Source organism: Janthinobacterium sp., from assembly GCF_009923995.1.
Taxonomy (GTDB): domain Bacteria; phylum Pseudomonadota; class Gammaproteobacteria; order Burkholderiales; family Burkholderiaceae_D; genus Janthinobacterium.
Genome location: NZ_RFSK01000018.1, coordinates 25,850 through 37,739, shown reverse-complemented (window position 1 = coordinate 37,739; position 11,890 = coordinate 25,850). Strand labels below are relative to the sequence as shown.

General features: G+C 66.1%; 11 protein-coding genes. 8 read left to right on the top strand and 3 right to left on the bottom strand.

What is annotated here, in order from left to right; all coding sequences use genetic code 11:
* Positions 1 to 6 precede the first annotated feature (6 nt).
* Both EBS11_RS11525 and EBS11_RS11520 read right to left on the bottom strand, forming a co-directional pair.
* A complete protein-coding gene (locus EBS11_RS11525) occupies positions 7 to 1,200 on the bottom strand; it encodes a type II secretion system F family protein (protein ID WP_290603118.1) in 1,194 nt (397 codons plus the stop codon).
* A 246-nt stretch (positions 1,201 to 1,446) separates the two neighbouring features.
* On the bottom strand, positions 1,447 to 3,978 hold the full coding sequence (locus EBS11_RS11520; protein WP_290603117.1) for a M4 family metallopeptidase: 2,532 nt from the start codon (positions 3,976 to 3,978) through the stop codon (positions 1,447 to 1,449).
* Positions 3,979 to 4,671: 693 nt separating this feature from the next.
* On the opposite strand from EBS11_RS11520, the gene EBS11_RS11515 reads away from it, so the two are divergent.
* Positions 4,672 to 5,307: a hypothetical protein gene (locus EBS11_RS11515; RefSeq protein WP_290603116.1), complete on the top strand. Its 636-nt coding sequence runs from the start codon at positions 4,672 to 4,674 to the stop codon at positions 5,305 to 5,307.
* Between the two features lie 51 nt (positions 5,308 to 5,358).
* Here EBS11_RS11515 and argH read toward each other — a convergent pair whose 3' ends face one another.
* On the bottom strand, positions 5,359 to 6,756 hold the full coding sequence (gene argH, locus EBS11_RS11510) for an argininosuccinate lyase (RefSeq protein WP_290603115.1): 1,398 nt from the start codon (positions 6,754 to 6,756) through the stop codon (positions 5,359 to 5,361).
* Positions 6,757 to 7,030: 274 nt separating this feature from the next.
* On the opposite strand from argH, the gene EBS11_RS11505 reads away from it, so the two are divergent.
* From EBS11_RS11505 to EBS11_RS11475, 7 genes are read left to right on the top strand one after another with little or no spacing between them, the layout of a single operon-like run.
* Positions 7,031 to 7,237, top strand: a complete 207-nt coding sequence (locus EBS11_RS11505; RefSeq protein WP_290603114.1) for a hypothetical protein — start codon at positions 7,031 to 7,033, stop codon at positions 7,235 to 7,237.
* A gap of 8 nt (positions 7,238 to 7,245) precedes the next feature.
* Positions 7,246 to 7,455, top strand: coding sequence for a hypothetical protein (locus EBS11_RS11500; protein ID WP_290603113.1), 210 nt, complete (start codon positions 7,246 to 7,248; stop codon positions 7,453 to 7,455).
* Between the two features lie 51 nt (positions 7,456 to 7,506).
* Positions 7,507 to 8,895: an alpha/beta hydrolase gene (locus EBS11_RS11495; protein WP_290603112.1), complete on the top strand. Its 1,389-nt coding sequence runs from the start codon at positions 7,507 to 7,509 to the stop codon at positions 8,893 to 8,895.
* Between the two features lie 10 nt (positions 8,896 to 8,905).
* Entirely contained in the window at positions 8,906 to 9,640 is a 735-nt protein-coding gene (locus EBS11_RS11490) for an ATP-binding cassette domain-containing protein (protein WP_290603111.1), read from the top strand.
* Positions 9,637 to 10,800 carry an ABC transporter permease subunit gene (locus EBS11_RS11485; protein WP_290603110.1) on the top strand — a complete coding sequence of 388 codons (1,164 nt, stop codon included), beginning with the start codon at positions 9,637 to 9,639 and terminating at the stop codon, positions 10,798 to 10,800. Before EBS11_RS11490 ends, EBS11_RS11485 begins: the two co-directional genes overlap by 4 nt.
* Before the next feature lie 2 nt (positions 10,801 to 10,802).
* Positions 10,803 to 11,303, top strand: a complete 501-nt coding sequence (locus EBS11_RS11480; protein WP_290603109.1) for a sigma-70 family RNA polymerase sigma factor — start codon at positions 10,803 to 10,805, stop codon at positions 11,301 to 11,303.
* Positions 11,300 to 11,890, top strand: a complete 591-nt coding sequence (locus tag EBS11_RS11475) for a hypothetical protein (RefSeq protein WP_290603108.1) — start codon at positions 11,300 to 11,302, stop codon at positions 11,888 to 11,890. The genes EBS11_RS11480 and EBS11_RS11475 overlap by 4 nt, the downstream gene beginning before the upstream one ends.

Here is an 11,890-nt window from a genome sequence, read left to right as displayed (position 1 = left end):
AAGCCGTCACGATAAGCTCCCCGCCAGTTCAAAGATCGGCATGTACATCAGCACCACCACGCCGCCGATGACGACGCCGATGATGGTCATCAAGAGCGGCTCGAGCAGGCGCGAGGCCCAGTCCACCCAGCGCGCGAATTCCTCGTCGTGGAACTTGGCCGAACGTTCCAGCATGTCGCCCAGGCGGCCCGTGTTCTCGCCTACTTTCAGCAGCGATTGCGCCACGGGCGTGGCCATGCAGGCCTGTTCCAGCGCGGTGGAAAACGGCATGCCTTCCTGCACCGCGCGGCGCGCCTGCGCCAGCTGCTCCTGCTGCGCCGGCAGCAGCATGGGCGCGACCATGGCCAGCGCCTTGTGCAGCGGGATGCCCGCATGCAGCAGCAGGCTGAGGGCCCGGTAGAAGCGCGCCAGGCGGAATTCCGCCGCCTTTTCCGCCAGCACGGGCAGGCGCAGCAGGTGCAGTACCAGCGCCTGGCGCGCGCCGGCATTGGCCACGCCAAACAGCACGGCGGCCACCGCGCCGGCCAGGGCGCTGGCGCACAGCAGCGGATGGGCGGCCAGGGTCTGGCCAAAACCCAGCAGCATCTGCGACATCCAGGGAATCTCGCGGCCCGAGCTTTCATACACGACGCTGAACTTCGGCACCACGTAGCCGAGCAGGAACAGGGTCACCAGGCCACCGACGACGAGCAGCATGCACGGGTAGATGGCGGCGGAAATGAGTTTTTTGCGGATGGCGTCGAACTGCAGCTGGTAGCCGACGAAGCGGGCCAGCGCCTCGGGCAGGTTGCCTGAGCGTTCGGCCGCGTGCACGGTGGCGATGTAAATGTCGGGGAAGATGTCGGGAAAATCGGCCAGGGTGTCGGAAAAGCTCTGGCCTTGCTGCAGGGTGAGCACGATGGCGGCCAGCGTCGCTTTGGCGGCCGGGCGCGTTTCCTTGTTGTGCAGGGTGGCCATGGCCTCGCCCAGGTTCAGGCCTGCTTCGAGCAGGGCCAGCAGCTCCTGGCTGAATTGCAGCAGGGGCAGGCCCTGCTTGGCCGGGCGGACCACGGTGCCCATGTCCTGCGCGGCGCCGTCGTCGACGGCCAGCACGCGCCAGCCGCCACGCACGGCCGCGCGGATCGCCTCGGCCTCGCTGGCGGCATCGATGGCCAGCGCCTGGCTGCCCGCCGGGCCCTGTACCTGGAGGTGGAACTGCATGGCCGCGTCAGGCGGGCATGGACGTGAACAGGGAAGGGCTGGCAGGGGAGACGGCGCGTGCGGGCAAGGTCGAAGTAGGCATCGGTCAGGAACAATCCAAAAAGGTCAATTCGTCGCGGGTACCGGCAGCAAGCAAGATGCAATCACTGCCTCAGGGTAGACTGGAATTGCAAGAAAATCAATCGTGTCGTGCGGTGGATGCGGGCGACTGGCGGCAACTGGCCGGCCGCCCGCATGTTCAGCCGCTTACTGGGTGATCAGGCTGACCTTGTCGAGCACGAACGAGGTTTGCAGCGAAGCGTCCTCGGTGGCGGCAAACGAGATCTGCACGGTCTGGCCCTTGTAGGCGATCAGGTCAAACGTGCGGATCTGGTAGCCGGCCGCCTTGTTCACGTTCGAATACGTGGCCAGGGTGCCCAGCACGGTGCCGGCGCTGTTCTTCACGGTGACGACCAGCTTGTCGTAGGCGGTGGTGCCCGTTTCGGCCGTGTCGATATGCAGCGCAAACGTCAGGCTGGCGGACGTGGCGGCGGCCGGAATGGCCACGCTTTGCGTCAGCGATTCGCTGGCCGTCGTGCCATTGCCGCCCAGCCAGGCGTATTTCGTGCCTTCATACGCCACTTGGCCGGTGAAGGTGCCGATGGCGCCCGTGGTGCCGCTCCAGCCCGTGGCACCCGACTCGAAGCCGCCGTTCGTCACGCGTTCGGTGGCGCTGCTCGTGCCGACCGTCAGGGTGGCGTTGTTCGACGTTGCCGTCACGGCTGGCGACGAGGAATCCGTTACCGTGGCCTTGAAGACGGCGCCGTTGTCGGCCGCCACGGTCGTGAAGCTGTAGCTTGGCGATGTGGCGCCGCTGATCACGGCGCCATTGCGGTACCACGTGTAGGTGTATGGCGCCGTGCCGCCGCCCGCGCCCACGGCGAACGAGGCGGTGGCGCCTGGTGCGACGGTGATGCTGGCCGGCTGGCTGGTGATGCTCACTGCGCCGCCCGTGGTCGTTTCATCGACGTCGGTACCCACGTTGATGGCTGCATACGCGCGCTTGACGGCGGTCGCCTCGGCGCTGCCCACGCCATACAGTTCCTCGGCTGCCGCCAGCACCTTGTTGCGCGCGTCTGCGTAGTTGGTCGACGACGTGAACTTGGTGGTGGCTGCCTTGAACCAGATGCGGTAAGCCTTGTCGCTGCCGATACCGGTCATGGCCAGCGGGCTCTTGTTCAGGTAGGAGCTGTAGTAGTCGCTGCTGGACGTGGAGTTCGAACCTTGCGACAGGAAGTAGAACATGCGGTTGTTCGGACCGCTGCTGTAATGGACGTCGAGGTTTTTCAGCGTGCTGCTCCACGCGTTCGGGCTGCTGCCATCCTTGCTTGGCTTGTACATCCAGCGCAGCGGCTGGCCATTCTTGGCGATCTCCTTGCCCATCATCCAATCGTTGCCCGTGTTGGGGATGCTGGTGCCCGTGCCGCCGGCGCGCGCATACGCTTCCACCATCTCGCCGGCGATATCGGAGTTCGATTCGTTCAAGCCGCCCGACTCCTGCGAATAGACCAGGCCCGAGGTGGCGTCCGTGATGCCATGGCCCATTTCATGCCCGATCACGTCGATCGAACCGAGGCTGTTGAAGGAGCTGCCGCCATCGCCGATGTACATGCACTTGCAGCTGCTGTCGTAGTAGGCGTTGTCATAGGCCGTATTGACGTGGGCGGCGATGTGTGTGGCCGTGTTGTTGCCGTCCAGGCTGGACCAGCCCAGCACATTCTTGTGCGTGTCGTAGGTGTTCATCAGGCCCCACATCGCATTCACGGCTGCCGTCTGGCCGTTGGCATTGGTGGTGCTGCCGCCGCTGATGTATTGCTGGCCGTCGCCCCAGGTATTGCTGGTGTTGCTGTACACGCTGCCCGACGTGGTGCCGTGGTTGGCATTGGTAATGGCCATGGCGCCGAAGCTGCCGCCCGTGCCGCGCGAGGCATCCTTCAGGGTGTAGGTGCTGCCGGTGAGGGTGGTGTTGATCGGCACCTGGCCGTTGTACTGGCTGTTGCCGACGCCGACGACGGTCTTCAGGGCTTTCCACTGGCGCAGGATGCTGCCGTCCCTGGCGCTGACGACGGTATCGTAGTACACCGGCTTGCTGCCGCTGATCATGCGCGTCTGCACCAGGTAGGCCAGCTCATAGTGGTCGACGACGTCCTGCACGTCCAGGGCGTTGAGCGACGCTTCCGATTTGTTCTCGGCGCCGGCCACGCGCACGGTTTTCATGACGGGGTAGATCAGCAGCTGCGCCTGCGGCGGCACGTGATCGACGGCCTGCACGCCGATGTTCTTGACGGCGGCGGCGATGGCTGTCGCCGCGCTGATGGCGGGCGTGGTGTCGATGTCGGCGGTGGCGCTGCGGGTGACGGAGTTGACGCCACCGCTGCCGAGGCCGGAGGCGCGGTCCGAAACCGATTCGCTGACGATGTCGCCGGCGTTATTGCTGACGACCACCGTCTCGGAACCGAAAACGGGCAAGCCCTTGTAGGTGTGCTGTACGCGGCTGACCCGCGTGCCGCTCACGCCAGGATGCTGGGCGCCGACCACGAAGCCATGTTCGGTGTTCAGGCCACGGCTGCGCGCCTGTGCCGCCAGCTTGTTGACCAGGCTGGCGGTCTCTTGTGGCGACGCCAGGCTGACCGGCGCGGCCATCAGGGTGGGTGGCAGCGGCGTGGCGGCATCGGCCGTGGTGGCCATCAGCGGCAGGGCGGCGATGGATGCGGCAACTATCGTCAAACGTAAATTCATTTCTGCTCCATGGTATCGGTTAGGAAAATGGTGAATGAGCTGGCCGCGATTGTCTGATGGCCACCCCGGCGCGCCTGGCGGCGGGCGGATAGCCTGCCGTTGTTGTGATGGGATAGCGTCGGGTAGGGCGACACTAAACTTGTCGATATCGCCATGTCAAAAAATTCAAGAAATGGGTCAGGATGGTTTTTTTTGTTAAGAATTGAACATTTATCTGGCATTTATGCAGCGCACGTTTGATCTGCCGCAAACCGTAAGTTCTGTTTTGGACTAGTCCGTCTCGTTGCCCGTTCTGTTGGCAAAACACTGTTGCATTTTTTAAATGTTGCGATCTACACTAGCTTTGCGCGTTGCCCCCAGCGGGGCACGCACAGACAAAAAAAGCGCACGCGGCAATGACCGCGTCCATGTCGCGCATCGGGAAAAAAATCGGGAGTTTCACATGACGTCAGTACTGTTTTCTGCCATTGGTTTCAGCCATTTCCCCTCTGGAGCGGCACTGATGCTGCATCCGCCTTCCTAGCCGCCGCCGCCCGGATCTGCCCCTGCAACGGGTTTTTTCACGATGTCCGGCCGCGCCTCCCGGCGTGGCCGCGGGTTCAGTGCGTCTTTTTTTTGAGGAAGGGTTGCCGGCTACCGGTGCGTGCACCGGTATCACCGGCCCGATGAACTATGCTTTCGATAGCGACCAAAGTGGAACAGATCGTAATGGAGTCGGCCTTTCTCAGCGAAGGCTTGGGACGCGGCTTGCTCAACCTGTCGGAACTGGCGCGCCAGCTGCAGCCGCAATTGCAGACGGATTTGTGGAAGCCCGTGGGACAGGCTGCCGTGGTGATGGCACTGCGCCGCCTGGCCGAACGGCTGCCGCAGCAGAAGAGCGGCGAAATCGTGCTGGCGCACAGGGCGGGAGAGCTTTCCACGCGCAGTGAACTGATGATTTTTACCTACCGCTATTCCGACCAGACCTATGCCTGCCAGCGCCAGCTGCTGGCGCTGGCCGCGCCGCAGCGGGGCACCTTCATTACCGTGACGCGCGGCGTCAACGAAGTGATGGTGATCTGCAGCCGCAGCCTGCATGCGCTGGTGGAGGAAGTCTTCGGCGGCGAACAGGAACTGGCGCGCCTGGAACGGGTGACGGCGGTGACCTTGCACCTGGCCCCGGAAACCTGCTATACGCCAGGGGTGTACCACGCCATTCTGCGGCGCCTGGCGTGGGACCGCATCAACCTGATCAACATCATCTGCACCTACACGGAGCTGACGCTGCTGCTGGAAGCATCGCAGACGGGGGCGGCGTTCTCCGTGCTGTCGAAAATCGTCGCGCAATGAAAAACGCCCCGCTGCATTGCTGCAGCGGGGCACTTGCGGGATCGACGCCGCTTATTTTTCCAGCTGCGTGCGCACGCGGGCAATCGCGGCGCGCACCTGGTTTGGCGCGGTGCCGCCCACGTGGTCGCGCGCGGCCACGGAGCCTTCCAGCGTCAGTACCTCGAACACGTCTTCGCCCGTCAGGGGCGAGAAGGCGCGCAGCTGCTCCAGCGACAGGTCGGCCAGGTCGCAGCCCGCATCGACGCAGGCGCGCACGGCCAGGGCCACCGCTTCATGGGCGTCGCGGAACGGCAAGCCTTTCTTGACCAGGTAGTCGGCCAGGTCGGTCGCCGTGGCGTAGCCTTGCAGGGCCGCCGCGCGCATCGCTTCCGGTTTCACCGTGATGCCGCCGGCCATGTCGGCGAAGATGCGCAAGGTGTCGATGACGGTGTCGACGGTGTCGAACAGCGGTTCCTTGTCTTCCTGGTTATCCTTGTTGTAGGCCAGCGGCTGGCCTTTCATCAGGGTCAACAGGCCGATCAGGTGGCCGTACACGCGGCCCGTCTTGCCACGCGCCAGTTCCGGCACGTCCGGATTTTTCTTTTGCGGCATGATCGACGAGCCGGTGCAGAAGCGGTCGGCGATGTCGATGAAGCCGATGCGCGGGCTCATCCAGATCACCAGTTCTTCCGCCATGCGCGACACGTGCATCATCAGCACGGCGGAGGCGGCGCAAAATTCGATGGCGAAATCGCGGTCCGAGACGGCGTCGAGCGAGTTATGGCACACGTCGTCGAAGCCCAGGGTCTTGGCCACGCGCAGGCGGTCGATGGGGAAGGTGGTGCCGGCCAGCGCGGCGGCGCCCAGCGGCAGGCGGTTGACGCGCTTGCGGCAGTCGGCCATGCGCTCGGCGTCGCGGCCGAACATTTCGACATACGCCAGCATGTGGTGGCCGAAGGTGATCGGCTGGGCTACCTGCATGTGGGTAAAGCCCGGCATGATGGTGTCGGCATGCTGCTCGGCCAGGTCCGTCAGCGCGCTGCGGAACGTCGCCAGCAGGGCGGTGATGTCGTCGATGGCGGCACGCACGTACAGGCGGATGTCGGTCGCCACCTGGTCGTTGCGCGAACGGCCCGTGTGCAGGCGCTTGCCCGCATCGCCCACCAGTTCGGTCAGGCGTTTTTCGATATTCAGGTGGACGTCTTCCAGGTCCAGCAGCCATTCGAACTGGCCGCTGGCGATTTCCTGCGAAATTTGCGCCATGCCGCGCTGGATTTCCGCGTAGTCGGCCGGGCTGATGATGGCTTGCGCATGCAGCATTTCCGCATGGGCCAGCGAACCTTCGATGTCGAACAGCGCCAGGCGCTTGTCAAAAAATACAGAAGCTGTGTAGCGCTTGACGAGGTCCGAGACCGGTTCGGAAAACCGGGCCGACCAGGCTTCGCCCTTTTTGGAGAATTGATCAGTCATGAAAGAAGTCCTTTAGTGTAGGGCGATTATAAACAAGGTTGGCCCGCGGTAGGGCTTTTAGGGGATGCGCAGGCGGGGAAATGGCGCGGAATGCGGCTTGCAGGCGTCAGATGGGGGGAACTGGACGTGCATCCGCGTTTCATCCTGCGGTTTTGTATTCTGTCCCGCCAATCGTGCGTTTTGTCGCAATCCGGTGGCAGGGCGGGGGAGATTTGCCTAAAGTTCAATCATCGCAGGACAAACAGCAAACACCACCCACTTAAAGGAAAACATCATGAACATCGCTAAAAACATGGAAGCCATCTTCGTCGCCATCATCGCCATCGCCGCCGCCACCAGCCTGGCCACGGCCGCCGTGCCGAAGTTCCGCGCCGCGCCAGCCGCACCTGCCGCCCTCGTCGCCAGCGCCGATCAAGCCACCATGCACACCGTGTATGTCAGCGCCAAGCGCCTGAGCGCCGAAGAAAAAGCAGCCCTGTAAGCGCTGCCATGACAGCAGTACCGTTCATCGGCATGCAGCACCAGTCACACCATCAGCTCGAGCAATACAACATCATCGGCAGTCAGGACGGGCGGCGCCCCCGGTCCTTTTCTGCCACCGGGCAGGCCTCTGCTGGCGGCGGCACCTCGCCCCGGGAGTACGAACCCCTGGTTTCGCCAGCTTCCCCGCAGCGCCATCTTTTTTCATCCGCCGTGTAAGTTTTTTCCGCCGATCCGTACTACCAGTTCATTGCCATCCACACGAGGATCATGATGAACTGGAAAACACTGGCGCTGTCGCTCGCTGCCCTTCTGTATTCGGGCCTGGCCGCGGCGCGCAATCCCGCGCTCAGCCCCTGCCACTTGCCGCACTTGCCGGAGCGGGTGCAATGCGGGGCGATCGAGGTGCCCGAAGACCGTTCCCGTCCCGCAGGGCGCCGCATCGCCATCCATTTCGCGCTGGTGCCGGCCACCGCGCGGCCCGCCGAAGCCGACCCCTTGCTGGTGCTGGCCGGCGGCCCGGGCCAGGCGGCCATGGAGTACGGCGCGCTGCTGTCGGGTACCTTGCGCGACGTGCGCAAGCGCCGCGACGTACTGCTCATCGACCAGCGCGGCACGGGCCGTTCCGCACCGCTGACCTGCGCCATGCCGGTCGACGCGATCGGCGATGGCGACACGGCTGCCGTGCAGTCCCACCTGCGCCGCTGCCTGTCCCGCCTGGATGCCGATCCGCGCCATTACCACACCAGTGCCGCGCTGGCAGACTTCGAGGCGGTGCGCCGGGCGCTGGGCTACCGCCAGGTGAGCTTGTGGGGCGGTTCCTACGGTACCCGCACCGCCTTGCTGTACGCGCGCCAGTATCCGGACAGCGTGCGCAGCATGGTGCTCGATTCCGTCGCGCCGCCCAATGCCAGGGTATTGCTGTCTTCCGCGCATAGCCAGGCGGCGCTGGAGCGCCTGCTGGCCGATTGCGCCGCCGACCCGGCTTGCGCAACCGCCTTCCCCCATCTGCGCCGCGACCTCGCGACGGTGCTGGCGCTGCCGGCCGTCGGGCGCCATGCGGGGCCGGCCATTCCGCAACTGCTGCGTGGCGCGCTGTATGTGCCCAGCCATGCCAGCGTGCTGCCGTATGCCATCCATGCCGCCGCCAACGGGCAGTTCCGGCCATTGCAAGGCGTGTACGATGCCACGGCCAGCTGGAGCCTGGAGAGCATGACGTTCGGCCAGACCCTGTCCGCGCTGTGCACGGACGATGCGCCCTTCATCGATGCCGCAGCGCTGGCACGCGACGCGGCGGGAAGCGTCTTTGGCGATGCCTATGCACGCGGCTGGCGCGACTGGTGCAGCGCCTGGCCAGTCGCAACACCGCCCGGGGAACTGGCCCAGCCAGTGGTGTCGGCGGTACCCGCGCTGCTGTTCGCCGGCGGCCTCGATCCCGTCACGCCGCCCGCCAATGCGCAGCTGGCGGCGCGCACCCTGCGCCACAGCCGCGTGCTGGTGGCGCCGCAGGCTGGCCACACCTTCAGCGGTACGGGCTGCGCGCCGCAACTGATCGCCACCTTCCTGGAGCATGCCGACCCGGCCGCCGTCGATGGCGCCTGTCTGGCGGCGATCCGCCGTCCACCCTTCGTGCTGGCCAATGGCCAGCCTGCCTTATAAGGAGTCAGGCATGATTCATGTGGAAAATGTCAGCAAGCGCTACGGCGCGCTGCAAGCGCTGGACGACGTCAGCTTCCAGGTGGAAGCGGGCAGCATCACCGCGCTGCTCGGCCCGAATGGCGCGGGCAAGTCGACGTGCCTGCGTACTCTGTATGGCTTGCTCACGCCCGACCGGGGCGAGGTGCGCATCGCCGGTATCGCGGTGGCACGTGCGCCACAGGCCGCGCGGCGCCGGCTCGGCATCGTCACCGATGAATTCGGGCTGTACGAACGGCTCGATCCGCGCGATCATCTACGCTATTTCGGCCGCCTGCACGGCATGCACGGCACGGACCTGGAGCGCGCCATCGAGCGCGTCATCGACGAGGTGGGCCTGGCTGCGGAGGCGGGCCGTCCCTGCAAGGGTTACTCGGCGGGGCAGCGCATCAAGGTGGCGCTGGCGCGCGCGCTGCTGCACCAGCCGGCCGTGCTGGTGCTGGACGAACCGACGCGCGGACTCGATGTCATGAGCACGCGCGCGGTGCGCGCGGCGCTGCTGCGGGCCCGTGCGCGCGGTACTGCCGTACTGCTGTCGACGCACGTGATGCAGGAGGCGTCGGCGCTGTGCGACCGCGTGGTGGTGCTGGCATCCGGGCGCGTGCGCTTTGCCGGCGACTTGCCGGCACTGCTGGAGAGCACCGGCAGCGGCCAGCTGGAACAGGCGTTTGTCACTGTGATCGGTAGCGAAGAAGGGATTGCGGCATGAATAGCTGGGCATTGTGGATCGTCGTATCCAAGGAAGTGCGCGATGCGCTGCGCGACCGCCGCGCGGTGATGGCCGGCTTGCTGTTCGCGCTGCTCGGCCCCATGCTGCTGGCCGTCGCCCTGAAGGCCATGATCGCGGCCGAACGCGATGGCGGGCAGCAGCCGGTGCACCTGATAGGCGCGGCGCTCGCGCCCGGCCTGGCGGCCCATTTGCTGACCGGGGGACTGGTGTTGGACACCAGCGCGCAGGCGCCCGCCGAACTGCTGGCGCGCGACCCTGCCGCCGTGGTGCTGGTCGTGCCGACGGCCGCGCCGGCGGCCCTGGCACAGGGGCGCCAGGCCATGCTCGAACTGTGGGCCGACATGTCGGACGGCGAAGTGCGCCGCCGCGCGCAGCGGGTACAGGAACTGGTGGCCGGCTACGGCATGCAATTGACCGGGCAGCGCCTGCTGGCCGCTGGCGTGGCGCCCGGCAGTGCGGCTGTGCTGACCCTCGACCTGCACGACATGGGTAGCCAGGGCGGCAAGGCTGCGCTGGTACTGGGCCTGCTACCCGTCTTCTGGCTGCTCGGCGTGTTCGTGGGCGGCGCGCATGTCGCACTGGATGTGACGGGTGGTGAACGGGAACGCCACTCGCTCGAAGCGCTCCTGGCGCAGCCGCTGGCGCCAGGCGTCCTGTTTGCCGGAAAATGGCTGGCCGCGTCGCTGTTTGGCTACGCCACGGGTGCGGCGGCGCTGCTAGTATCGGCCGTGGTGCTGGGCCACCTGCCCCTGTACGAAGCGGGTGTCGCCTTTGCGCCCGATGCGGCCATGCTGGCGCGCATGCTGCTGGTGCTGTTGCCGATGGCCTTGCTGGTGGGGGCCTTGCAGTGCACGCTGGCGCTACATGCGCGCAGCCACAAGGAAGCGCAAACGTATCTGAATCTGCTGCAGTTGGCGCCGATGGCGCTGGTGGTCGGGCAGCTTGGCACAAGCTCCCCGGCGGCGCAGTTGCTGCCGATGCTGAGCCAGCACGCGCAGCTGGCGGCATTGCTGGCCGGCCAGTCCATGCCTCCGTTGCCGCAGCTGCTGTCACTCGGCATCAGCCTGGCGGCGGCCGGCTTGCTGGCATGGGCCGGCAGCCGCCGCCTCGGCAGCGAACGTTTTGTTTTCGGACTGTAGGCATGGCCGGGGAACAGCAAGCGTTATTTCAGCGCCTGATGCAGGAACATGGCCGCATGCTGGTGCGCTTTGCCGCCAGTTTCGAGCGCAACCGCCATGAGCGCGATGACCTGGTGCAGGACATCATGCTCGCCGTTTGGCAGGCGCTGCCCGGCTTTCGCGGCGAGGCCAGCCTGAAGACGTTCATCATCGGCGTGGCGCACCGGCGCTGTGCCAGCCATGTGATGCGTGCGGTGAGCCGTCCCCGCTACGAGGAACTGGACGAGCACTGGATCGACGACAGGCCAGGGCCCGACATGGCGGCGGGCCGGAACCAGCAGCAGGAGCGCCTGCTGACTGCGCTGCGCCAGCTGCCTGCCGGCCAGCGCCAGCTGGTCCTGCTGGCGCTGGAAGGGATGCGCTACGACGAGATCGCTGCCCTGCTGGGCATTTCGGAAAACAATGTGGGTGTCCGGCTGAACCGCGCCAAGGCGACGCTGAAAGAGCGACTGGAGGAACTATGAACGACAGTAATGAGTGGGACGCGCTGCAGGATGCCTGGGGCAGCAATGCGCCGTCGCGGCTGCCGGACGTGGCGGCGATGATGGCGCGCGCGCGCAGCCAGCGCAGGCATACCGTGATCATCCTCGCCGGCGAGTGGCTGATCGCCGCTGTCGCCCTGGCCGGCCTGGCCATGCTGCGGCCACGCCTTGCCGACGGTGTCGTGCAGACGTGGTGGTGGTGCTGGATGCTGGCGGCGACGATGGTAATACTGCTGCTTGCCACCTGGACCCGCCTGCGTTCGCTGCGGCAGCCGGATGGGCGCAGCCTGCGCGAGTGGCTCGCCTTGCGGCGGCACCGTGCCCGGCTTGGCTTGCATCTCGCGCGGCTGACCCGCTGGAGCGTGATCGCCCTGCTGCCCGCGCCGCTGGTGGTGTGGATCACGGCGCCCGCCGGGGTGGCCGGCTGGCGCACTGCGGTGGCGCTGCTGATCCCGGCACTGGTGCTGGCCGGGGGATGGTGGTGGGCGCGCCGCCAGCATACCCGCCTGCAGGCGGAAATCCGCGAAGTCGATGCGCTGGCGGCCGAATGGCTGGAGACCTCGCCCTAG

Coding starts and splice junctions, on each gene's coding strand:
- EBS11_RS11485 (WP_290603110.1), top strand. CDS start 9,637: ATGAATAGCTGGGCATTGTGGATCGTCGTATCCAAGGAAGTGCGCGAT.
- EBS11_RS11495 (WP_290603112.1), top strand. CDS start 7,507: ATGATGAACTGGAAAACACTGGCGCTGTCGCTCGCTGCCCTTCTGTAT.
- EBS11_RS11520 (WP_290603117.1), bottom strand. CDS start 3,978: ATGAATTTACGTTTGACGATAGTTGCCGCATCCATCGCCGCCCTGCCG.
- EBS11_RS11490 (WP_290603111.1), top strand. CDS start 8,906: ATGATTCATGTGGAAAATGTCAGCAAGCGCTACGGCGCGCTGCAAGCG.
- argH (WP_290603115.1), bottom strand. CDS start 6,756: ATGACTGATCAATTCTCCAAAAAGGGCGAAGCCTGGTCGGCCCGGTTT.
- EBS11_RS11500 (WP_290603113.1), top strand. CDS start 7,246: ATGACAGCAGTACCGTTCATCGGCATGCAGCACCAGTCACACCATCAG.
- EBS11_RS11480 (WP_290603109.1), top strand. CDS start 10,803: ATGGCCGGGGAACAGCAAGCGTTATTTCAGCGCCTGATGCAGGAACAT.
- EBS11_RS11475 (WP_290603108.1), top strand. CDS start 11,300: ATGAACGACAGTAATGAGTGGGACGCGCTGCAGGATGCCTGGGGCAGC.
- EBS11_RS11525 (WP_290603118.1), bottom strand. CDS start 1,200: ATGCAGTTCCACCTCCAGGTACAGGGCCCGGCGGGCAGCCAGGCGCTG.
- EBS11_RS11505 (WP_290603114.1), top strand. CDS start 7,031: ATGAACATCGCTAAAAACATGGAAGCCATCTTCGTCGCCATCATCGCC.